The 22,446-nt window shown below is 61.6% G+C and carries 24 protein-coding genes; 13 read left to right on the top strand and 11 right to left on the bottom strand.

The features are described 5' to 3' along the window. The first annotated feature begins 15 nt into the window (after positions 1-15). From GJ699_RS32860 to GJ699_RS32850, 3 genes are read left to right on the top strand one after another with little or no spacing between them, the layout of a single operon-like run. Positions 16-333, top strand: coding sequence for a (2Fe-2S) ferredoxin domain-containing protein (locus tag GJ699_RS32860; RefSeq protein ID WP_154383634.1), 318 nt, complete (start codon positions 16-18; stop codon positions 331-333). 5 nt (positions 334-338) lie between these two features. After that, positions 339-1,001: an alpha/beta hydrolase gene (locus GJ699_RS32855; protein WP_154383633.1), complete on the top strand. Its 663-nt coding sequence runs from the start codon at positions 339-341 to the stop codon at positions 999-1,001. 47 nt (positions 1,002-1,048) lie between these two features. Then, on the top strand, positions 1,049-2,194 hold the full coding sequence (locus tag GJ699_RS32850) for a D-alanyl-D-alanine carboxypeptidase family protein (protein WP_154383632.1): 1,146 nt from the start codon (positions 1,049-1,051) through the stop codon (positions 2,192-2,194). A 105-nt stretch (positions 2,195-2,299) separates the two neighbouring features. Here GJ699_RS32850 and GJ699_RS32845 read toward each other — a convergent pair whose 3' ends face one another. Further along, a complete protein-coding gene (locus GJ699_RS32845) occupies positions 2,300-3,592 on the bottom strand; it encodes an EAL and HDOD domain-containing protein (RefSeq protein WP_371867739.1) in 1,293 nt (430 codons plus the stop codon). 79 nt (positions 3,593-3,671) lie between these two features. Between GJ699_RS32845 and GJ699_RS32840 the strand changes: the two genes are divergently transcribed. After that, positions 3,672-4,583: an aldo/keto reductase gene (locus tag GJ699_RS32840; RefSeq protein ID WP_154383631.1), complete on the top strand. Its 912-nt coding sequence runs from the start codon at positions 3,672-3,674 to the stop codon at positions 4,581-4,583. Here GJ699_RS32840 and pssA read toward each other — a convergent pair. Next, positions 4,580-5,344, bottom strand: coding sequence for a CDP-diacylglycerol--serine O-phosphatidyltransferase (gene pssA, locus GJ699_RS32835; protein ID WP_154383642.1), 765 nt, complete (start codon positions 5,342-5,344; stop codon positions 4,580-4,582). The two genes, GJ699_RS32840 and pssA, sit on opposite strands and share 4 nt — an antisense overlap. A gap of 121 nt (positions 5,345-5,465) precedes the next feature. Between pssA and GJ699_RS32830 the strand changes: the two genes are divergently transcribed. Next, complete coding sequence (locus GJ699_RS32830; protein ID WP_308495546.1) at positions 5,466-6,398, top strand: CAP domain-containing protein; 933 nt, start codon at positions 5,466-5,468, stop codon at positions 6,396-6,398. 49 nt (positions 6,399-6,447) lie between these two features. Next, positions 6,448-7,068 (top strand): Hpt domain-containing protein, encoded by a 621-nt coding sequence (locus tag GJ699_RS32825; protein ID WP_154383630.1) that lies wholly within the window; start codon positions 6,448-6,450, stop codon positions 7,066-7,068. Between the two features lie 12 nt (positions 7,069-7,080). On the opposite strand, the gene GJ699_RS32820 is transcribed toward GJ699_RS32825, so the two are convergent. Further along, entirely contained in the window at positions 7,081-7,290 is a 210-nt protein-coding gene (locus GJ699_RS32820) for a hypothetical protein (protein ID WP_154383629.1), read from the bottom strand. A gap of 305 nt (positions 7,291-7,595) precedes the next feature. Between GJ699_RS32820 and GJ699_RS32815 the strand changes: the two genes are divergently transcribed. Genes GJ699_RS32815 through GJ699_RS32805 form a run of 3 tightly spaced genes read left to right on the top strand, consistent with a single transcriptional unit; the run spans position 7,596 to position 9,805 of the window. Then, a complete protein-coding gene (locus GJ699_RS32815) occupies positions 7,596-8,573 on the top strand; it encodes a sensor domain-containing diguanylate cyclase (protein ID WP_154383628.1) in 978 nt (325 codons plus the stop codon). Further along, the gene (locus tag GJ699_RS32810; RefSeq protein WP_154383627.1) at positions 8,570-9,517 is read left to right on the top strand and encodes an SMP-30/gluconolactonase/LRE family protein; all 948 of its coding nucleotides are present in this window, start codon (positions 8,570-8,572) and stop codon (positions 9,515-9,517) included. The genes GJ699_RS32815 and GJ699_RS32810 overlap by 4 nt, the downstream gene beginning before the upstream one ends. Before the next feature lie 39 nt (positions 9,518-9,556). Further along, positions 9,557-9,805 (top strand): addiction module protein, encoded by a 249-nt coding sequence (locus GJ699_RS32805; RefSeq protein WP_154383626.1) that lies wholly within the window; start codon positions 9,557-9,559, stop codon positions 9,803-9,805. A gap of 92 nt (positions 9,806-9,897) precedes the next feature. On the opposite strand, the gene GJ699_RS32800 is transcribed toward GJ699_RS32805, so the two are convergent. From GJ699_RS32800 to rpmH, 8 genes are all read right to left on the bottom strand, one after another. Continuing rightward, positions 9,898-10,197 carry a DUF2442 domain-containing protein gene (locus GJ699_RS32800; protein WP_195763707.1) on the bottom strand — a complete coding sequence of 100 codons (300 nt, stop codon included), beginning with the start codon at positions 10,195-10,197 and terminating at the stop codon, positions 9,898-9,900. Then, positions 10,184-10,420 (bottom strand): DUF4160 domain-containing protein, encoded by a 237-nt coding sequence (locus tag GJ699_RS35385; protein WP_371867741.1) that lies wholly within the window; start codon positions 10,418-10,420, stop codon positions 10,184-10,186. Before GJ699_RS35385 ends, GJ699_RS32800 begins: the two co-directional genes overlap by 14 nt. A gap of 88 nt (positions 10,421-10,508) precedes the next feature. Further along, complete coding sequence (locus GJ699_RS32790) at positions 10,509-11,513, bottom strand: glycoside hydrolase family 5 protein (RefSeq protein WP_154383623.1); 1,005 nt, start codon at positions 11,511-11,513, stop codon at positions 10,509-10,511. A gap of 60 nt (positions 11,514-11,573) precedes the next feature. Next, entirely contained in the window at positions 11,574-12,953 is a 1,380-nt protein-coding gene (mnmE, locus tag GJ699_RS32785) for a tRNA uridine-5-carboxymethylaminomethyl(34) synthesis GTPase MnmE (protein WP_154383622.1), read from the bottom strand. Between the two features lie 67 nt (positions 12,954-13,020). Continuing rightward, positions 13,021-14,769 (bottom strand): membrane protein insertase YidC, encoded by a 1,749-nt coding sequence (gene yidC, locus GJ699_RS32780; protein ID WP_154383621.1) that lies wholly within the window; start codon positions 14,767-14,769, stop codon positions 13,021-13,023. Between the two features lie 8 nt (positions 14,770-14,777). Beyond that, positions 14,778-15,041 carry a membrane protein insertion efficiency factor YidD gene (gene yidD, locus GJ699_RS32775; RefSeq protein ID WP_154383620.1) on the bottom strand — a complete coding sequence of 88 codons (264 nt, stop codon included), beginning with the start codon at positions 15,039-15,041 and terminating at the stop codon, positions 14,778-14,780. Then, the gene (gene rnpA, locus GJ699_RS32770; RefSeq protein WP_371867740.1) at positions 15,038-15,487 is read right to left on the bottom strand and encodes a ribonuclease P protein component; all 450 of its coding nucleotides are present in this window, start codon (positions 15,485-15,487) and stop codon (positions 15,038-15,040) included. The genes yidD and rnpA overlap by 4 nt, the downstream gene beginning before the upstream one ends. Before the next feature lie 24 nt (positions 15,488-15,511). Then, positions 15,512-15,646: a 50S ribosomal protein L34 gene (rpmH, locus tag GJ699_RS32765; RefSeq protein WP_040378179.1), complete on the bottom strand. Its 135-nt coding sequence runs from the start codon at positions 15,644-15,646 to the stop codon at positions 15,512-15,514. A 391-nt stretch (positions 15,647-16,037) separates the two neighbouring features. Here rpmH and dnaA point away from each other — a divergent pair, with 391 nt between their 5' ends. The 4 genes from dnaA to GJ699_RS32745 all read left to right on the top strand — a co-directional run bounded on the left by dnaA (position 16,038) and on the right by GJ699_RS32745 (position 22,343). Next, complete coding sequence (gene dnaA, locus GJ699_RS32760) at positions 16,038-17,444, top strand: chromosomal replication initiator protein DnaA (RefSeq protein WP_154383618.1); 1,407 nt, start codon at positions 16,038-16,040, stop codon at positions 17,442-17,444. Between the two features lie 188 nt (positions 17,445-17,632). Beyond that, positions 17,633-18,739: a DNA polymerase III subunit beta gene (gene dnaN / locus GJ699_RS32755; RefSeq protein ID WP_154383617.1), complete on the top strand. Its 1,107-nt coding sequence runs from the start codon at positions 17,633-17,635 to the stop codon at positions 18,737-18,739. 116 nt (positions 18,740-18,855) lie between these two features. Beyond that, positions 18,856-21,348, top strand: a complete 2,493-nt coding sequence (gene gyrB, locus GJ699_RS32750) for a DNA topoisomerase (ATP-hydrolyzing) subunit B (protein WP_154383616.1) — start codon at positions 18,856-18,858, stop codon at positions 21,346-21,348. A gap of 149 nt (positions 21,349-21,497) precedes the next feature. Then, positions 21,498-22,343 carry a hypothetical protein gene (locus tag GJ699_RS32745; protein WP_154383615.1) on the top strand — a complete coding sequence of 282 codons (846 nt, stop codon included), beginning with the start codon at positions 21,498-21,500 and terminating at the stop codon, positions 22,341-22,343. The last annotated feature ends 103 nt before the right edge of the window (positions 22,344-22,446 follow it).

Raw genomic sequence — 22,446 nt, 5'->3', positions numbered from 1 at the left:
AACCGAGGTTTAGCCATGAGCGATACTCCCTACTTCAAACACCACGTGTTCTTCTGCATGAACAAGCGTGACGACGGCCGCAACAGCTGTGGCGACCACGGCGCCGAAAGCGCGCAAAAGCACGCCAAAAAGCGCTGCAAGGAACTCAACCTGAACGGCCAGGGCAAGGTCCGCATCAACCAGGCCGGCTGCCTCGACCGTTGCGAGGAAGGCCCGGTGATGGTGGTCTATCCGGAAGGCACCTGGTACACCTTTGTCGACAACAGCGACATCGATGAAATCATCGACAGCCACCTGGTACAGGGTAAAGTGGTCGACCGTCTGAAAATCTGAGGCTTATGAACAAGAGCGAAAAATTCACCCTGGCTGGCGGCGCCGGCCAGATGGAAGGCGTGCTGGACTATCCAAGCATCGAACCGCGCGGGATCGCGCTGGTCGCCCACCCGCATCCGCTGTACGGCGGCACCATGGACAACAAAGTGGCGGTGACGCTGATGCGCACCTTCGTCAACCTCGGCTACGTGGTGGCGCGCATCAACTTCCGTGGCGTTGGCGCCTCCGAGGGTGTGCACGACCACGGTCAGGGCGAGACCGACGACATGGGCCTGCTGCACACCTGGATGGTGGACAAATTCCCCGACCTGCCGGTGGCGCTGTCGGGCTTCTCGTTCGGCACTTATGTGCAATCGCAGCTGGCGCAACGGCTGGCCGCCGCCGGCACCCCGGCCGAGCGCCTGGTGCTGGTGGGCGCAGCCGCCAAGAAATGGCAGATGGCCGACATCCCGGCCGACACCATCCTGATCCACGGCGAAAACGACGACACCATCCCGCTGATCGACGTGCTGGACTGGCTGCGGCCGCAAGAGATTCCGGTGGTGGTGATTCCCGGCGCCGACCACTTCTTCCACCGCAAGCTCGGCCACATCAAGAGCTGGGTGGCGCAACTGTGGCACCGGCCTCGCTTAACCGAGTCTGAAGAGGACACCGCAAGCGCCGATTAAGCCTCTATAATTATTGCGCTTTTAACTTTTCACCGAACACGACGCACATGAAGAAAATTATCGCGGCACTCGCCACCAGTGTGATGGTGATGACCTCGGCCGTAGCCCAGACGCTGCCGGCCCCCACTATCGCCGCCAAATCGTGGCTGCTGCTGGACGCCACCAGCGGCCAGATCATCGCCTCCCAGGATCCCAACGCCCGCATCGAGCCGGCCTCGCTGACCAAAGTGATGACCGCCTACGTGACCTTCACCGCGCTGCGGGACAAAAAGATCACGCTGAACCAGATGGTCAACGTCTCCACCAAAGCGTGGAAAGTGGATTCCAGCAGCTCCAAGATGTTCATCGACCCGGCCACCCCGGTCAGCATCAACGACCTGCTGTACGGCCTGATGGTACAGTCGGGCAATGACGCCGCCGTGGCGCTGGCCGAAGCCGTTGCCGGCGACGAGTCCGCCTTCGTGGTACTGATGAACAAGGAAGCCCAGCGCATGGGCCTGACCTCGACCCACTTCGCCAATCCGCACGGCCTGCCGTCGCCGGAAAACTACTCGACCGCGCAAGACCTGTCGGTGCTGGCCAAGCGCGTGATCCTGGATTTCCCCGAGTTCTACAAGATCGACTCGGTCAAGACCTACACCTACAACAAAATCACCCAACCGAACCGCAACCGCCTGCTGTGGCTGGACCCAACCGTGGATGGCATGAAAACCGGCCACACCGAAGCGGCCGGCTACTGCATGATCGCCTCGGCGCACCGTCCCAACGGCAGCGGCGAGCGGCGCCTGATCTCGGTGGTGCTGGGCACCTCGTCGGATCAAGTACGCACCCAGGAAAGCCAGAAACTGCTGAACTGGGGCTTCCAGAACTTCGACACCGTCAAGCTGTATTCCAAAGGCCAGCCGATCGCGACGCCGGAAATCTGGAAAGGTTCGAAGAGCAACGTCAAGATCGGCTTCGCGCAGGACGTGATGGTCACCGTGCCGAAGGGCGTGGCCGGCAAGATGAAGCCGGCGCTGGAGCGCAAAGACCCGCTGGTCGCACCGCTGGCCGAAAACAGCCGCGTCGGCACGCTGAAAATGGTCGTCGACGGCAAACCGATGCTGGAACTGCCGGTAGTAGCGCTGGAGACCGTCGAACAAGCCTCGATCTTCGGCCGCGCCTGGGACTCGATCCGCCTCTGGCTGAAATAAGCCGAGCCCGTGTCCAAAATTCGGGGTCAGTTCTAAAAAACGGACATTGAATCGCGCGCGACTCAATGTCCGATTTTGGGAACTGACCCCGAAGTGGACACGTGCTCAGGCGTCGGCGCTGGTGTGGCGCACTGATTCTTGCGCCCATTGGAAGGCGGCCTGGCCCACTGCGGCCAGGTTGTCGATGTCCAGCCCCAGCTGTTGCGCGATCTCGAGCGCGGGCGCGATCTTGTCGCGCTGTAGCAGTAATACCATGGTCAGATATGGGCTGTAGGCGCCTTCGCCGCCCAGCAGCGCCTCGCGGATGTCGTCCGACAGGTGCATCTTGGCCACCAGATTGGCCATCGGCACGCCGAGCAGCGCGTCAAACAGCGACAGCAAACCCACCAGGAATAATTCATCCCGCTTCAGCTGCGGCAGCTGGCTGCAGGTTTCGAGGAAACGCGCGCGCGTCAGCGCTACTTCCAGCAGCGATTCATCGCGCTCTTTGTGCGCGCCGGCGCCGAGCCGGAACATCGATACCGTCAGGCCGCGATACAGTTGATTGCGCCCCAGCACCATGAACGCCTGCTGCAGGCTGGTAACCTTGGAGGTGTTGCCGCTGCCCGGCGCATTGGCCCATTGCAGCACCTGATAGGTCATGCCTGGATCGCGCTTGGCGACGTCGATCATGGCCGGCAGTTCAGCATCTGTGCGCAGGAGGTTGAGCAGTTCGATCGAGGTCATGCGGCTCTGGTCGATCTTGGCGTCCGGATCGACCTGGTCGGTGGTGGTCAGGAACTGGCCCATGAAGTAATTGCAGCCCCACGACGCGCACATGCGCCGCTCGTCCCAGCTGTCGACGCCATCGACCAGCAGCTTCAGGTCCGGATAGCGCAGGCGCAGCTGTTTGGCCAGGGTCTGGAACTCCGGCAGCGCGTGGTCGTCCAAATGCAGCGCTACCGCCTGGCAATACGACAGCAACTGGGTGTCGTCCAGCGTGACGCCGCGCAGTGCGATTTCGCAGCCGGTGGCGCGCAGCGAGGCCAGCGCGGTGAGCAGCGGCTCCCCCGCCCCGCCGCTGCAATCGACCAGGAACACGGTCTGCGGCGCCACCAGCGGCAAATGCCAGCCGGCGGCGATGGCTTCCAGGCTGACCGCGACCAGGGCGATGCGCTGCTGCGCAAACTGCGGCAGTTCGGCCGCCACCAGCGCGTCGAACAGCGCCGGCTCCGGCACGGCGGCGCTGAAGCGGTAGCCGATCAGCGCCTGGCGTTCATCGACGATTTCACTCCGGGTGATGAGGACGCTGGCGCTGGCCACGGCAGCAGCCGGCGCGGCGGCAGGCGCGCTGGCGGCGGTAGCGGCGGTGGCTGGTTGGGGTTCCGGCTTAGACTTCAGAAACGATAAAAATCCCACGTGATCTCTCCGTTCGGTCTGGCAGACGTGTCGATCATACTATAATTCCCGCCTCTCACTTCACCCGGAAAGACTGCCCATGAGCGACCTGAACTGCCCTTCCCTGACCACCTATTCCGGCGGCCTGACGCTGTCGCGCATCGTGGCCGGCATGTGGCGCATGAACGAGTGGAATCTGACGCCGCAACAGCGCGTCAGCTGGATCGAACAGGCGCTGGCGATGGGCGTCACCAGCTTTGACCACGCCGATATCTACGGCGGCTATGGTGTGGAAGCGACCTTTGGCGAGGCGCTGGCGCTGCAGCCTTCGCTGCGCGACAAGATGCAGATCGTCAGCAAATGCGGCATCAAGCTGATTTCTTCGGCGCGTCCGGAGCATAGCATTCAGCACTATGACACCAGCGCCAGCCACATCATCGCCTCGGCGGAGAATTCTCTGAAGCAGCTGGGCACCGATCATCTGGACCTGCTGCTGATCCACCGTCCGGACCCGCTGATGAATTTTGACGAGATCGCCGGCGCCTTCGAGCGTCTGCGCGCGGATGGCAAGGTCAAGCATTTCGGCGTGTCCAACTTCAGCCGTCATCAGTTCGAGTCGCTGAACCGCCGCATCGCGCTGGCCACCAATCAGGTGGAATTCTCGCCGCTGTACGTGGCGCCGATGTTCGATGAAACCTTCGACGGCCTGCAAGACCTGAACGTGGCGCCGATGATCTGGTCGCCGCTGGCCGGCGGCCGCCTGTTCAGCAGTGATGACGCCGCCGGCGTGCGCGTGCGCGCGGTGATCCAGCAGGTGGCCGACGAGCTGCAACGCCCGTTCGGCAGTGTGGTGTTCGCGTGGATTATGCAGCTGCCATGCCGTCCGCTGCCGCTGACCGGTTCCGGCCGCATCGCGGCGGTGGCGGAGGCGGTGCAGGCGACCCAGTTCTCGCTGAGCCGCAGCCAGTGGTTCGAGATCTTGCGCGCGGCGCGCGGCCACGAAGTCGCTTAAGCCGTCTCGTCGTCGTAAATGACCGGCGGCGCAACGCCGGTCCAGCCCTGCTTCCAGGCCAGGTTCAGCGCCAGCGTGCCAACGATGTAGACCAGGAAGAACAGCACGAAATACAGCGCCTGCAGCCAGGCCAGCAGGCCGAGATTAATCGCCAGCACCACCAGCGCGCCCCAGCTTTTCTTTTGCTTGGAACTGGGGAAGCGCACGGTGGACACCATCAGGCTGCCCACCACGAACAGCAGCAGCACGATCAGGATGCCGCGCAGCGCCGACATGGCCGGATCCGGCCACGCCACCACCACCGACGCCACACAGGCCGCTCCGGCCGTGATCGGCATGCCGACGAAGTAGCGCGGATCGGTGCGGCCCACGTTCACATTGAAACGCGCCAGCCGCAGCGCGCCGCAGGCAACGAAGAAGAAACTGGCCATGCCACCCAGTCGCAACAGCGTCGGATGGTCGAGGCCCAGCTTCTGGAAGCCCCAGCAGTACAGCAGCAGGCCGGGCGCGCAACCGAAGTTCATCACGTCCGCGATCGAATCGAGCTGCATGCCGAACTCGGACTGGGTATTGGTGGCACGCGCCACCATGCCGTCCAGCGCATCGAACACGCCGGCCAGCACCAGCAGCACGGCGGCCAGGCGGTAATCACTGGCCACGCCCTCCATGGCATTGTCGACCGAGATGACGATGCTGCCGAAACCGCAGGCAATCGACATCAGTGTGACCATGCTGGGTAAGGCAAACTTGGCGCGCTGCATGCGCGGATGGTGTAAAGGCTTCAAAACAGGTGCAATTCAAAAGAAACGGCAAGCTTACCATGCGTAACGGAACCGGCGCTTTTCAAAACCGGCATAAAATCGCTCGCATGCACAGGAGTTGATGATGGAAAAATGGCGATCCCCGGTGGCGGCCTTGCTGGCCGCGTTGTTGCTGGCGGCCTGCGGTGGCGGCGGTGGCGGCACGTCCACCAATTCCAGCGTCGGCACGCCGGCCGTCACCGATCCGGGCGCGCCCGCCAGCACCGGCAACACCGCCACCGACGGCTACAACTGGTTCAACTACCGGCGCACGCAGCTGGGCTTGTCCACGCTGACACGCAACAACCTCATCAACACGGCGGCGCAAGGGCATTCCGATTACCAGCGCACAAATAATGTTGTCACCCACGAACAGACCCAGGGTCAGCCCGGTTTTACCGGCGTCTCGCTGCTGGACCGGCTGCGCGCGGCCGGCTATACGCTGAGCGGCTCGTATTCCGCCGGCGAGGTAATTTCCGCCACCTCCAGCACATCCGGCGCTTACCAGGCCGAGGAATTGATTACGGCGATTTACCACCGCTTCGTCATCTTCGAACCGATCTTCCGCGAAATCGGCACCGGCGCCGCCACCACCAGCGGCGGCTACACCTATTTCACCGCCGACTTTGCCGTGGTGAACGGCTACAGCGGACTGGGCACCGGCAAGTTCGTCGGCTATCCCTACGACGGCCAGACCGGCGTGCCGCTGAACTTCTACAGCGATCAGGAATCGCCCGATCCGGTGCCCAATCAGAACGAGGTCGGCTACCCGATCAGCGTGCATGCGGACGGCACCAGCAGCGTGACGGTGCAAAGTTTCAGCGTGGCGCCGCGCGGCGGCAGCGCGCTCAGCACGCGCCTGCTGAGCCTGGCCGCCGGCACCAGCACCACCGGCAGCGCCGCCGCCATCGTGCCGCTGGCGCCGCTGAAGAGCGGCACCATCTACGATGTCAGCTTCAGCGGCACGGTGGGCGGAGTGGCGGTCAGCCGCAGTTGGTCCTTCACCACCAAATGAGGGCCAGCTCTGCTATCGTAGCGGTAACGCATCCGCACAACGGCACACCATGACACCCTCCAGCCCAGATATCCCGGCCGGCGCCGGCCAGATCCTGCAAGTTGAAACCGGTCTGCAGCAGTTGATGGGCGACCGCGAACTGTATCTGCAAATCCTGCGTCGCTTCCGCCATCGTTATCCCAACAGCGGCTGCGACGCCCGCAAGGCGCTGGACCACGGCGAGCCCGGTCACGCCCAGCGCATCATCCACACCCTCAAGGGCGCGGCCGGCATGATCGGTGCGCAACAGGTGTATCTGCTGGCGACGCAGCTGGAGCCGCTGTGCGCCGGACCGGCGCAGGCATGGTCGGCGTTGCTGGCCCAGCTGGAGCAGGCGCTGCGCCAGCTGATCGCGGTCATCGACGAGGTGCTGGAGGGTGATCCACAACAGGTGTTGGCGCTCAACACGCTGCAGTCGGCGTCGGCGCAACTGCCGGAAACCCGCATGCTGTTGCTGCATCTGGCGCGCTTGCTGGATGAGGGCGATGGTGCGGCGATCGACGTGCTGGAACAATCGGCCACGGTGTTGGCCGCCAGTCTGGGCGTGGAAGTATTTCAGGAGGTGACGGAGGCGGCGCACCAGTTCGATTTTGAAGCGGCGCTGGCGACCTTGCAGGCAGCGATGGCGTAACGTCCGGCCGGGCTAGCGGGTGTATTGCTTCTCTTCGTCAAACGCGTCGGCGCATTCCTTGTCGCAAAAGCGGCGCACATTGTCCAGCGGTTTTTCGCAATACCAGCACGAGCCCTTGGGCGGCAACATCTGCCGCGTTTGCGCCGCTGTGGCCGGCCTGGCGGCGCCCGAACGGGGCATGCCGGCCCCGTCGTCCGGGACACTCTCTTGTATCGGTTCCACGTTGCTCTCCTTTCCAGCCTGCCTCAAGTCAGTTGCAAGGTTACTTCAGCGGAATTGGCGCAAACATGAGAATTGTCAACGGTTGCATGAAACCGCATAGCTGTTTGCGACGATCAATCATAGCAGGTAACTAGCGGGCTCTACAGCCACCGCTGCGGCAAAAATGCCGCGTCAGACGACAGTTTATTGCTGCCACAGAATGAGGAAATATTTTTTAATGGAAAAGCTGGAAACGATAGTGCAGCGGGCCGCGCCGCTGCTCGTATAATCTGAGCACGTTTACCATTCCCATCAGGAAAGCACGCATGTCTGAAAACGCCTCCGTATCGCCTACTTTGTCCGCGCGCGTGCTCGGGCTGGCCCAGCTGGGATTGATCGTCATCGACACCAACCATCATATCGTCATGTGGAACCAGTGGATGGCCAGCCGCTCCGGCCGCTCGGCGCATCGCGTGCTGGGGCAGGATCTGTTCGACCTGTACGGCGAACTGCGCGGCCAGCGGCTGGAACAGGCGGTGCTGAGCGCGCTGCAAAGCAATCTGCCGCAACAGTTGTCGCCGTCGCTGAGTCCGTCGCCGTTTCCGCTGTATCCGGCCGGCAGCTGGGGCGGCGAGCGGGTCGAGCAACAGGTGTCGGTGACGCCGTTCAACGAAGGCAAGGAACGCTACTGCCTGATCGAAGTCAGCGACATCAGCACCATCGTCGGCCGCGAGCGCCAGCTTCGCAGCCAGGCCGAGGCGCTGCGCGCGCAATCGTATGTGGACGGCCTGACCGGCATCGCCAACCGCCGCCACTTCGACGTCGCGCTGGACCGCGAACTGCGGCGCGCCATCCGCAACGACGGCCAGCTGTCGCTGCTGCTGATGGACATCGACTCCTTCAAAGCCTATAACGACCATTTCGGTCACCAGCAGGGCGATGCCTGCCTGACCATGGTGGCCGAAGCCTTCGCCGCCACCTTGCAGCGGCCGGCCGACCTGGCCGCGCGCTACGGCGGTGAAGAGTTTGGCGCCGTGCTGCCGGACACCAGTTGCGAGCAGGCCGCGCTGGTGGCGGAAAGCATCCGCGCCAAGATCGCCTCACTGAACATCGCCCACTCGCCGGCGGCGACGCGGCCGCACGTCACCATGAGCATTGGCGTGGCCACGTTTGACAAAGACACGCTGAACGACGCCGCCGCCATGCTGGCCGCCGCCGACAGCTGTTTATACGCCGCCAAGAAAGCCGGGCGTGATTGCGTCATCATCTATCGACCACAAGACCAACAGGAGACCGCTGCATGAAGTTACATCGCATCTTGATTTGCCTGGCCAGCGCATGGGCCGCCACCACCTTCACCTCGGCGCAAGCGGCGCCGGCCGCGTGCAGCGGCAAGGCGCCGTCCGGCGAGCTGACCGCCACCCGCATCGCCGCCGCCAACAGCACGCGCAGCGAGCCGGGCTTGTATGAAGGGCCGGTGTGGATCAAGAACGCACTGTACTTCTCCGACTTCACGTTCGGGCCGGGCTTCCCGTCGCGCGTGATGAAGCTGGATGCCAGCGGCAAGGTCAGCGTGGCGATAGCCGACAGCGGCAGCAACGGCCTCGCCACCGATGGCAAGGGCAACCTGCTGGCGGCCACGCATAAATGGAAATCGGTGTCGCTGTACACGCTGGACGGCCAGCGCCGCGACGTGGTGCGCGAGTACAAAGGCAAAGTGTTCAACTCGCCCAACGACATGGCGATGACGGCCGATGGCACCTTGTACTTCAGCGATCCCGACTTCCAGCGCACCGCCGCGCCTGGCGGGCAGGACAAGACGCGGGTCTACCGCGTGGCCGCCGATGGCAAAGTCAGCGTGGTGGAAGAGACGCTGCAGAATCCCAACGGCGTCTCGCTGTCGCCGCAGGGTGACGTGCTGTATGTGAACGGCATGGTGGGCGAGCATGGCGTGCTGCGGTCATATGCCATCGTCAACGGCGTGCCGCAGCAGGGCAAGGATCTGGTGACCGGGCTCGGCATCCCGGACGGCATGGCGGTCGACTGCCACGGCAACATCTACGTCAGCGAGCACACAGACAAACGGCTGCGCGTATTCACCCCGAGTGGGCAACAGATCGCCACCATCAAAGTCGACGCCAACGTCACCAACGCCGCGTTCGGCGGCGCCGACGGCAAAACCCTCTACATCACCGGCGCCGGCGCGCTGTGGCAACTCAAACTGGACGTGACCGGCTCGCCGTACTGAGAGCGCTATAATGCGCTGACAATACCGAAGGAGGCAATCATGCCAGACATTCCGGAAGAACTTGCTCAGCGCGTTTCCTTGCTATCCGCCCGCGAGAAAGCACAACTGGCCCTGCATTTGCTCGAATCACTGGAGCCGGCGGAAAACGGCGCCATTGATGAGGCGTGGCGACAGGAAGCCGAGTCACGCCTTGATGCGGTGGAGCGCGGCGAAGCGCAAACCGTCTCCATGGAAGACGTGTTTGCAAAGCTTGATTTGCGGCAGAAGCCAAAAAGACTATCCAGCTGATTCAGGCTTATCCAGATGCGGGCGCCCAGTAGCCCATCAGCGCAGGCGACCAGGCTACTGGAAGAGCCGTCAGCCTTGACGGCCACTCTCGCCTATCGATGACCGCCCAAACTATCCAATAAGGCTGGGATAAAAATGTCGGCGTCTATCACGGGAAAGTGGATGCCTTGGCCTCGAGGGCTGATTTCTGCACCATTCAGATCCTCGGGGCTCGTCAACTCCATGCCAGGGATTTCTCTGGGTGACACGGAGATTTTTCGACCGTTGGACAGTGAGATAACGATACATGCGCTGTCGCGATCATAGTGAACTGCCACCGCAGCAGGATATCGCGCCAGCATTTCGGTCCCACGTCGGTTTGCGGCCTCGATCTCGTCTTCAGTAAGATCCATGTATCGCCCTCCATTCTTCGCATAACATGGGTACGCAATCAGCAATAGCTTGTAGAAGCCGCCGCAACTCGTTGCTGGAGAAACCATAATTCTCACGCAAGGAGAGCGGCCCGTCAGGACAATGCAAGTCTATCACCGCTTTGTTACCCAGGCCGAGAAGATGGATGTGAGCAGGACGATGATCGTTGAGATAAACAACGACGCGCACGCCAGCAATTCGCATAACGGTAGGCATTGGTAGCTAAGGCGGTCAAGTCGGCCCTCCAGCTTGCCATGCTAAGCCCGCGCCAACCTGCGCGGGCTCAAGTTTTCTACCTTCCCGGCGCCAGCGCTTGCAGGATGGGGGTGGTCCAAGCGTCTTTGTTGATGTCGTAGAGGACAAAGTCGCTGTCGAACTGCCAGTAGGCCCAGCTGGCGCCGAGCTTTTCGGCGCTGCGGGCGACGTGGGCGGTCCAGCGCGCGCGTGAGGCCATGTCGGCTTTGTCGTAGGCGCCGAATTCGCCCAGGTAGAGCGGACGGTTGTGGACGCGCGCCCAGTCGGCGGCCTGTTGCAGACGGCTGTCGATGATGCGGCGCTCTTCCTCGCTGCCGGTCCAGCTGACGCCGCTCAGGTTCTTGAACTCTTCCGTCCACGAGGCGCCTTGGTGGGTGAAGCGCATCGGCTCGTAGAAGTGGACGGTGACGATCAGGTTGCGATCCCACTCGGGCAGCTCCAGCTGCGCCAGGCTGTTGATGCCATTCCAGTGACCGGGACCGATGATGACGGTGCGCGTCGGATTGCTGGCGCGGACCACCGCCAGCGTTTCAAGCAGCAGGCCATTCCATAGCTGATCCGTCAGCTGGCCATTCGGTTCGTTGAGCAGTTCAAACACCACGTCACTCGGCTGATCGCGGTAGCGCTGCGCCAGCTGGCGCCAGGCCGCCAGCAACTTCGGCTTGTTGCCCTCCAGATTCTCCGCCATCGCACCGAACTCATGCAGATCCAGCACCGGCATCAGCCCCGCCGCCAGACTCTGCGCGACCGCCCAGTCCAGCGTGGCCAGCCATTGCGGCGAGATGGTGTTGCTTGCATCCATATGCGAAAAAGGATGCAGGTTCAGCCGCACCGACGAAAACCCGGCCTCCTTCAGCATCTTGAAATAGCGCTGCTTGAAACGCCCCTGCGTGTGATCGCGCCACAGCGCCGTGTCATAGCCGATGATGTTGACGCCGCGCGCCATCTTGGCCGATTGCTCGAAAGGCGTCTGCGCCTGCGCGCTGCCGGCCGCCATCAAGGCCGCCATGCAAACGGCCGCCACCTGCTTCAACAAAGTCATTCCGGTCTCCTGTGTGATTATGGTTTGAAAACGTTACCACAATCGGGAGTGCCGCTGATTTTATTTGCCGATGCAGAAGCGGCTGAAGATGACGCCCAGCAGGTCGTCGGAGGAGAAGGCGCCGGTGATGCTGGATAGCTGGACTTGCGCCAGCCGCAGTTCTTCGGCAAACAGGTCCAGCGACTGGTCGCTCTGGGCGGCGTGTTCGCCGGCGCGCGCCAGGTGGTTGCCGGCGTTTTTCAGCGCGATCAGGTGGCGTTCGCGCGCCAGGTACAGCGATTCGCCAGTCTGCTGCCAGCCGGCGATGCGCAGCAGTTCCTTGCGCAGCAGTTCGATGCCGATGTGCTCGTGTGCCGACAGGTAGATGTGGGTGGCGTCGTCCATCATGTCCACCGCCGGCTTGTGGCCGGACAGGTCGATCTTGTTCCAGATGCGCAGCACCGGCACGCCTTCGGGGAAGGCGGCCATGATGCTTTCGTCGGCGCGCGACGGACCGTGGTCGGCGTCCAGCAGGTGCAGGATGACGTCGGCCTTGCCGACCTCGCCCCAGGTGCGTTCGATGCCGATCCGTTCGACCACATCCACCGCCTCTTCCGGCGCGCGGATGCCGGCGGTGTCGATGATGTTGAGCGGGATGCCTTCAATCTGGATGGTCTCGGTCACCTTGTCGCGCGTGGTGCCGGCGATCGGCGTGACGATGGCGACGTCATTGCCGGCCAGCGCGTTCAGCAGCGAGGATTTGCCGACATTCGGCTGGCCAACCAGCACCACGTTCAAGCCCTCGCGCAGCAAGGCGCCCTGCGCCGCCTGTTTGAACACTTGCTCCAGGGCGTCGACGATGCCTTTCAGCTGGCCGCGCGCGTCGGATTTTTCCAGGAAGTCGATTTCCTCTTCCGGGAAGTCCAGCGTGGCTTCCACCAGCATGCGCAGGTTGGTGACGCTGCCGACCAGCGTGTTCACCGTTTTCGAGAACGCGCCCGACAGCGATTGCGACGCCGATTTGGCCGCCGCTTCGGTGGAGGCATCGATCAGATCGGCCACCGCCTCGGCCTGCGCCAGGTCGAGCTTGTCGTTGAGGTAGGCGCGGCGGGTGAATTCACCCGGCTCGGCCAGCCGCAAGCCCAGTTCGGCGCCGGCTTCCAGCACGCGCTGCAACAGCATCTGCAGCACGATCGGGCCGCCGTGGCCCTGCAGTTCCAGCACGTCTTCGCCGGTGTAGGAGTTCGGCCCCTTGAACCAGATCGCGATGCCCTGGTCGATGATGCTGCCGTCCGCCTGGGTGAACGGGATGTAGGTGGCGTGGCGCGGCTTGAGCGCGGCCTCGCCCAACAGCGCGGCGATCAGCGCCTGCAGGTTCTTGCCGGAGGCGCGCACGACGCCGATGCCGCCGCGGCCCGGTGCAGTGGCGATCGCGGCGATAGGAGAGGAATCGATGTTCATAAGCGGATTGTAAAGTATAAAAAAAGCCCGCGTTCAACGCGGGCTTTAATGCAACAGATTTCAGCGTTTAAGCTTTGGCTGCGGCAGGCGTACCAAATTTCTTCGAGATCACGTACTGCTGAGCGATCGACAGCACGTTGTTGACCACCCAGTACAGCACCAGGCCGGACGGGAAGAAGAAGAACATGACCGAGAATGCCAGCGGCATGAACATCATCATCTTGGCCTGCATCGGATCGGCCGGCGCAGGGTTCAGCTTGGTGGTGATGAACATCGAAATCGCGTACAGCACCGGCAGAATCGCATACGGATCGTGCTGCGCCAGGTCGGTGATCCAGCCCACCCACGGCGCGCCGCGGATTTCCACCGCCGACTGCAACACGTAGTACAGCGAGATGAAGACCGGCATCTGCACCAGGATCGGCAGGCAGCCGCCCAGCGGGTTGATTTTCTCTTGCTTGTACAGTTCCATCGTGGCCTGGTTCATCTTGGCCGGATCGCCTTTGTAGCGCTCGCGGATGGCTTGCATCTTCGGCGTCACCAGCTTGACCTTGGCCATGCTGCGGTAGCCGGCGGCCGACAGCGGGAAGAACAGCAGCTTGATCAGGACGGTGAACACAATAATGGTCCAGCCCCAGTTACCCAGCAGCGAGTGGATGTAGTTGATCACGGCGAACATCGGCTTGGCGATCATCGCCAGCCAGCCGTAGTCACGCACCAGTTCCAGACCCGGCGACACCGGCTCCAGCAGCTTGGCTTCCTGCGGACCCGAGAACAGCTTGGCGTCGTTCGACACGGTCGCGCCCGGCGCGATGCTGCCCAGCGGCTGCTTGACGCTGATGCCGTACAGATTGGTGTCGATCTTCTCGGTGGTGATGTCGTGCATCAGCTTGGTCTGCGGCACGAAGGCCGAGACGAAGAAGTGCTGCGAAATCGCGATCCAGCCGTTGTCGGCTTTGGTCACGTGGTCTTGCACCATCGGCTTGCCGGTCTTGGCGGCTTCCTGCGCTTCCTTCTCCACCGTATCGAACTTCAGCTTCTCGTAGCGCTTCTCGTCCGTGTACATGGTTGGACCGGTGTAAGTGCTATTGAAGAAGGAGTCGCCGGCCGGCTTGTTGCCGTCGTGCGCCAGCTGCAGGTACAGCTGCGGCGATACCGGCGCGGTGCCGGTGTTGGTCACATCATGACGCACGTCGATCACGTAATCGCCGCGCTTGAAGGTGAAGGTCTTGGTCAGCTTGACGCCGCCCGATTCCGATTCCAGCACCAGTTGCACCTGGTTGCCATCGTTCAGCATGCGCGGACCTGGTTTGGCGACGAAGCCGCTGGTGTGATTAGGCAGGCCGGCGGCGCCGATCAGGCCGGTACGCGCCAGGTAGGTCTTGCCGGTGCCGGCGTCGACGTCAAACAGCACCACGTTCTGGCTCTGGTCGCCAGGCTGGCAGAACTTGAACAGGCCGAAGCAGCCGTTGAACCAGCCCGGATGCGCGTTTTCCTTGTACTTCAACAGTTCCAGACGCTTGATGGTGCCGCCCTGAGTGTCGATATCGGCACGCACCACGTCGGTGGTGATGGTGATGCGCTCGGCCTTGAACGGCGCGGCCTCGGCGGCGCCAGGCACAGCTGCCGCACCCGCTACGCCAGCGACAGCGGCGGCCGGCAGGTCGGATTTCTTCGCTTCAGGCGCCTTGGCCGTCTGCGCCGGCGGCGGCGCAAACATCGATGGATGGCCTTGCGAGACTTGCCAGTTGTTCCACAGAACAAATGACGCCACCGCAAACACGATCCACAAGATGGTACGTTTATTGATATCCATTATTTCAATCAGGAGTGGTTGCAACCGCAAGCGGTCGTAGAGGAATTCGATTTGCCGTCGGCCGGCGGCACCAAGTCGACGCCACCCGGATGCCACGGATGGCAACGGCAGACGCGCTTCGCCGCCAGCCAGCTGCCCTTGGCGGCGCCGTGGACTTGCAGCGCTTCCAGCGCATAATTCGAGCAGCTCGGATGAAAACGGCAGCTCGGACGCATCATCGGGCTGATGGCCAATTGATAAAAGCGCAGCAGGAAGCGGAGCACGGTTTTCATGGCGACCTAGGTGGAGGCGGCGACGAGGACGGCAAGCCCGGCTTGTTGATTAATTTGGCCTGGGCGGCGAACAGACGCGCCAATTCCACCCGCAAAGCCGCTTTCAGCTTTGCAGTGGTGGCGGGTCCATCCTTGCTGTTGACCGGCTTGGCCAGGCGCACCACGCAATCGATGGGCGGCAGGCCGGTCACGCGGAACAGCTCGCGGGTGACGCGCTTGATGGTGTTGCGCGTGACGGCGCGCGGCGCAAAGCGCTTGGCCACCACGACGCCCAGCCGCGCATGCGGCAGTTGGTTCAGACGGGTGTACAGCACGAAATGCGCGCTCTTTTGGCTGGGGCGCAAACGAAAAACGGATGAAAATTCATCCGTTTTAACGATACGCCGAGCGCGTGCGAAGTCGTGTGAACCCTCGCCTGTCGAGCCGCTTGAGACGCAGCTTTCCACGCGATCAGCTAACAAGCAGATGGCTTAGACAGCCAGACGCTTGCGGCCTTTGGCGCGGCGTGCGTTCAGCACTTGGCGGCCACCACGGGTAGCCATACGTGCGCGGAAGCCGTGGGTACGCTTACGGCGTACAACGGAAGGTTGGTAAGTACGTTTCATGTTGGTCTCGCTTAAAGCAGAAAAAAATGCAAAATCGGGTCAGACGGCCCGTCAGTTTTTGGTGCCAATGACACTTCGCGCACCTATGCCAACGCTATCCGGCACAAGCTGGGTCCATCTCATCGCCCGCTAAATCCTCGCTACTCCATATTGAGTTCCATGTGAAGAAACAGGGAATACGGGCGGGGAACCCTGAATTATCAGCATTTCGGCCCCGCTTGTCAACAACTGACTGCCCCGCGCCGCCGCGCCGGCCACCGCCCAGCCGCGAAAAAATCCTGCGGCGCCTGTGGATAACTTAGGCGAGCGAGAGTAGAATAGCGCGTTACGTGTGAAAAACTTCAAAGTTGCCCACACCTTTATCCGCAGTACAGAACAAGATCGTCGATTCATGGAAAATTTCTGGCAGACCTGCTCCGCCCAGCTGGAGCTGGAGCTGACGCCGCAACAATTCAGCGCCTGGATTAAGCCGCTTATCCCCCTCGATTACGAGGCGGGCAAGCTGCGCGTGGCCGCGCCCAACCGCTTCAAGCTGGATTGGGTGAAGACCCAGTTCGCCAGCCGCATCACGGCGCTGGCCTGCCAATACTGGGAGCAGCCGACCGAAGTGCAGTTTGTGCTCGATCCGCGCATGGGCGTGCCCAAAAAAGTCGCGCCCACCACCGCCCCGGTGCCGGACCCGAACGGCGGCGCGCCCAGCAACAACGCGCGCATGGCGCTGGCCGACCCGACGCCGTCGGTGCCGGAGATGCCCGCCTCGGCCCAGCCGCGGCGCGAGCAAAGCCGCATCAACACCGACCTCACCTTCGAGAGCTTCGTCACCGGTAAGGCCAACCAGCTGGCGCGCGCCGCCGCGATCCAGGTGGCCAACAACCCGGGCGTGTCGTACAACCCGCTGTTTTTCTACGGCGGCGTCGGCCTGGGTAAGACCCACTTGATCCACGCCATCGGCAACCAGGTGATGGCCGACCAGCCGGGCGCGCGCATCCGCTACATCCACGCCGAGCAATATGTGCGCGACGTGGTGACCGCGTATCAGCGCAAGGGCTTCGACGACTTCAAGCACTACTACCACTCGCTGGACATGCTGCTGATCGATGATATTCAATTCTTCGGCGGCAAAAGCCGCACCCAGGAAGAATTCTTCTACGCGTTTGAAGCGCTGATCGCGGCCAAGAAGCAGATCATCATCACTTCGGATACCTATCCGAAGGAAATCACCGGCATGGACGACCGCCTGATCTCGCGCTTCGACTCCGGCCTGACGGTGGCGATCGAGCCGCCGGAGCTGGAAATGCGGGTCGCGATTCTGCTGAAGAAAGCCAAGCAGGAAGGCGTCACCTTCTCGGACGACGTCGCCTTCTTCGTGGCCAAGCACCTGCGCTCCAACGTGCGCGAGCTGGAAGGCGCGCTGCGCAAGATCCTGGCCTACTCGCGTTTCCACGGCAAGGACATCACGATCGACATCGTGAAAGAAGCGCTGAAGGATTTGCTGTCGGTGCAGAACCGCCAGATTTCGGTGGAAAACATCCAGAAAACCGTGGCCGACTTCTTCAACATCAAAGTCGCCGACATGTACTCTAAACGCCGGCCGGCCAACATCGCCCGCCCGCGCCAGATCGCCATGTACCTGGCCAAGGAACTGACGCAGAAATCGCTGCCGGAAATCGGCGAGCTGTTCGGTGGCCGCGACCACACCACGGTGCTGCACGCGGTGCGCAAGATCGCCCTCGACCGTACCAAAAACCCGGAGTGCAACCACGAATTGCACGTCCTGGAGCAAACATTGAAGGGCTGAGCCACCGCCGTCGCACCGGCGCAAGCCGGTGTCCATGCAGAGTGTGTATGGGCACCGGCTTTCGCCGGTGCGACGGCGGCAAGGCTGGCGGCAGGGCTGGTTTGGCTTTATCATTTAGTCAAACCTGTCCAACTGCCCACAAGGCAAAAAGTACTGAAACAACGTTAAATTTTTACTGAGGATATTCTATGCAATTGGTCAAAACCACCCGTGATACGCTACTCCGGCCACTGCAGATCGTGAGTGGTATTGTCGAGCGTCGGCACACTATGCCGATTCTGGCCAATATCCTCATCCGCAAAGAAGGCGAGAGCGTATCCTTCCTGTCGACCGACACGGAAGTACAGATCACCACCAACGCCGAGATCGGCTCCGGCGCCGACGTGACCGGCACCACCGTGGCCGCGCGCAAGCTGCTGGACATTCTGCGCGCGCTGCCGGAATCGGGCGACGTCACCATCACGCTGCAGAACAAGCGCCTGGCGGTACAGTCGGGCAAATCGCGCTTCGCGCTGCAAACCCTGGCCGCCGAAGAATTCCCGACCGTGCAACAGGCCGACAGCTACAGCGCCTCGGTCACGCTGCCGCAAAAAACCCTGAAGCACCTGTTCAACATGGTGCACTTCTCGATGGCCCAGCAGGACATCCGCTACTACCTGAACGGCCTGCTGCTGGTACTGGACGGCCACAACGTGATCGCCGTCGCCACCGACGGCCACCGTCTGGCGTTCTGCCAGGTGGAGACCGAGCAGTCGTTCGAGCGCCAGGAAGTCATCATCCCGCGCAAGACCATCATCGAACTGCAGCGCCTGCTGGAAGAAAACGACGAGCCTGTGCAGCTGGACATCGCCGCCAACCAGGTCAAGCTGACCTTTGCCGACATCGAGCTGATCTCGAAACTGGTGGAAGGCAAGTTCCCCGACTACACCCGGGTGATCCCGAAGGGCTATAAAAACGAATTCATCATCGGCCGCGATGAGCTGCTGCGCTCGCTGCAGCGCGCCGCCATCATGACCAGCGACAAATTCAAGGGCGTGCGCTGCATCATCGCGCCGGGCGTGATGAAAATCAGCTCCACCAACGCCGACCAGGAAGAAGCGGTGGAAGAACTGGAAATCGATTACGGCGGCGACAGCGTCGACATCGGCTTCAACGTCACCTACCTGCTGGACGTGCTGAACAACCTGAAATGCGACCAGGTCAACGTCGCGCTGGGCGATTCCAATTCGTCGGCGCTGATCTCGATTCCGGACAATGCCGACTTCAAATACGTCGTCATGCCGATGCGCATTTAAGACCCGTCGTCGTTCCGGCGCACGCCGGAATCCATAGAACGCATGCTCAGCATGGATCCCGGCTGCCGCCGGGATGACGTCCCAGAAATACAGTATATTGATTGAGAAAGCAGCACATGTCCGAAGAGAACGCAGCACCAGTACCAAAGAACGAAGAATACGGCGCCTCCTCGATCCAGATTCTGGAAGGTCTGGAAGCAGTCCGCAAACGTCCCGGCATGTACATCGGCGACACCTCGGACGGCACCGGTCTGCACCACCTGGTGTTCGAGGTGCTGGACAACTCGATTGACGAAGCCCTGGCCGGTCACTGCTCCGAGATCCACGTCACCATCCACTCCGACAACTCGATCTCCATCACCGACAACGGCCGCGGCATCCCGGTCGGCCTGAAGATGGACGACAAGCACGACCCGAAACGCTCGGCGGCCGAAATCGTGCTGACCGAACTGCACGCCGGCGGCAAGTTCGACCAGAACGCCTATAAAGTCTCCGGCGGCCTGCACGGCGTTGGCGTCTCCTGCGTCAACGCACTGTCCAAACTGCTGCGCGTGACCATCCGCCGCGACGGCAAAGTGCACCAGATGGAATTCGTGCGCGGCGTGGCGCAGAACCGTGAAATTGAAATGCGCGACGGCATCGCCGTATCGCCGATCAAAATCATCGGCGACACCGACAAGCGCGGCACCGACGTCCACTTCTGGGCCGACGAAGACATCTTCACCCACGTCGAATTCCACTACGAAATCCTGGCCAAGCGCATCCGCGAACTGTCGTTCCTGAACAATGGCGTCAACATCAAGCTGACCGACCAGCGCACCGGCAAGGAAGAGCTGTTCGCGTTTGAAGGCGGCACCCGCGGCTTCGTCGAATACATCAACAAAGCCAAGACCGTGCTGCACCCGACCGTGTTCCAGGCCACCGGCGAACGCCAGTCGGACCAGAACACCACCATCTCGGTCGACGTCTCGATGCAATGGAACGACGCCTACAACGAACAGGTGCTGTGCTTCACCAACAACATCCCGCAGCGCGACGGCGGCACCCACCTGACCGGCCTGCGCGCGGCGATGACCCGCGTCATCAACAAATACATCGACGAGAACGACTTCGCCAAGAAGGCCAAGGTTGAAATCTCCGGCGACGACATGCGCGAAGGCCTGACCTGCGTGCTGTCGGTGAAAGTACCAGAGCCGAAATTCTCGTCGCAGACCAAGGACAAGCTGGTGTCGTCCGAAGTGCGCGGCCCGGTGGAAGAAATCGTCGCCAAGACCCTGTCCGACTACCTGCAGGAAAAACCGAACGACGCCAAAATCATCTGCGGCAAAATCGTCGAAGCCGCGCGCGCGCGCGAAGCCGCCCGCAAGGCGCGCGACCTGACCCGCCGCAAAGGCGTGATGGACGGCCTGGGCCTGTCGTCCAAGCTGGCCGACTGCCAGGAACGCGACCCGGCGCTGTGCGAACTGTACATCGTCGAGGGTGACTCCGCAGGCGGCTCGGCCAAGCAAGGCCGCGACCGTAAATTCCAGGCCATCCTGCCGCTGCGCGGTAAAGTGCTGAACGTGGAAAAGGCGCGCTTCGAAAAAATGCTGTCGTCGGAACAGATCACCACCCTGATCGCCACGCTCGGCACCTCGATCGGCCCGGACGAATTCAACGTCGAAAAGCTGCGCTACCACCGCATCATCATCATGACCGATGCGGACGTCGACGGCGCCCACATCCGCACCCTGCTGCTGACCCTGTTCTATCGCCAGATGCCTGAGTTGGTGGAACGCGGCCACATCTACATCGCCCAGCCGCCACTGTACAAAGTGAAGGCCGGCCGCGACGAGCGTTACCTGAAGGACGACGCCGAAGAAGCCACCTACATGATGAACGTGGCGCTGAACACCGCCGTGCTGACCCCGCGCGAAGGCGCCGAGCCGATCCTGGGCGAAGCGCTGAGCGAGCTGGTACGTCAGTTCAACCTGGCCAACGTCATCATGAACCGCCTGACCCGCGTGATCGACCGCGCCGCGCTGACCGCCATCATGACCGGCGTCACACTGGACATGAGCACGCTGGAAGCGTCGGAAGCCTCGGCCCGCGCGCTGGAAGAGAACATCAACGACATCGCCGTCAAAGTCACGGTGCGGTCGGACGAACTCAACGAGCAGCACCAGCTGTGGATCGAGCGTATGCACCACGGTAACGTCAAAGTCAGCTCGATCGACGCCGACTTCGTGCTGAGCGCGGACTACCGCGTGCTGGCCGAAGCCGCCGCCACCTTCACCGGCCTGATCGGCGAAGGCGCCTACGTGCGCCGCGGCGAAGGCGAGCGCACCAAGGAATCGGCCGTGACCGACTTCCACCAGGCGATGCAGTGGCTGCGCGACGAATCGGAACGCGTGGTCTCGAAACAGCGCTACAAAGGTCTGGGCGAGATGAACCCGGAACAGCTGTGGGAAACCACCATGGATCCGACCGTGCGCCGCTTGCTGAAGGTGCAGATTGAGGATGCGATTGCTGCCGATCAGATCTTCACTACGCTGATGGGTGATGATGTGGAGCCACGCCGGGCGTTCATTGAGACCAATGCGCTGCGTGCGGGGAATATCGACGTTTAAGTCATCTAAAACGGTACTCGACAAAAGCCAACCATTCGGTTGGCTTTTTTTTGCCTTCCACGGGCGTAGCGTTGGTTGCTTTTAATAAATCTCAATGTTTTAATGCTATCAAGCGAGCACAGCAATAACTTTGAGAAAGCAGTTAAAGAATGCCAGCGTACTATCGGGCCACCATCGGAGAATTTTTAAGCGCAGATCCACAGAATATTTTAGGGGGACTACAGCTGGCCTATGCTGCGGACGGCTTTTTGTCACAGTACTCGAAGCAAACCCAAGCCTGGGCGACAATCATCCCGTTATTAAAAACTCAGCTCGAGATTCTTGTTCGCATCACGCCAGCCACCATCGCATGGTCTGTCATACTTGAATACCCACTATATCGGCTGCGGAAACGAATAGATGTAGTCGTGCTAACAGAATCTCCGATCATCGTCATCGAATGCAAAGTCGGTAGTCAAGAATTCCTGGCTCAAGATCGACGACAGATCGAAGAGTATGCGCTTGATCTGCGCGATTTTCATGCGGCCAGTAGCTCCCGTCGTATAGTGCCAATTCTTTGGAGTACCCTCGCAACCGAACTGCCGCGTGAATACCCTGAATATGTTTCGTCTAACGATCAAGTAGCATCGACGATCTTCGTTGGCGTCCAAGGTTTAGCAACTCAGCTATCCAAGCTCAGCATATCAGATGACCGCCCTCTTCTCGTTGCCGAGACATGGGATCGATCAGCCTACCGTCCTGTACCCAATATCATCGAGGCAGCAACTAGCATATTCTCGGGCCACGACGTCCGAGCTATCGCTAACTATGACGCAGACAATCTCAATATCGCCTCCGCTCGTCTCGTCGCTCTGATTCAGGAGGCGAAGGACCTCAAGAAGCGATATATGCTTTTCCTTTCCGGCGTACCTGGAGCCGGCAAGACTCTCGCAGGTCTGCACGTGGTGCATAACGCAATATCTTCAGGTATTGTGTTAAGTTGCACTGAAATCTGACCCACCTTTCCCACGAATTTGCAACGGAATCTGACCCACGTTAGTAGCACAATTCCCCCTGTCTTTTCGGCAGGAGATCGGAGTGATCGACGTGGCATTGCTA

This window comes from Duganella guangzhouensis (genome assembly GCF_009674535.1).
GTDB lineage: Bacteria > Pseudomonadota > Gammaproteobacteria > Burkholderiales > Burkholderiaceae_D > Rugamonas > Rugamonas guangzhouensis.
This window is presented reverse-complemented; position numbering and strand designations above follow the sequence as displayed.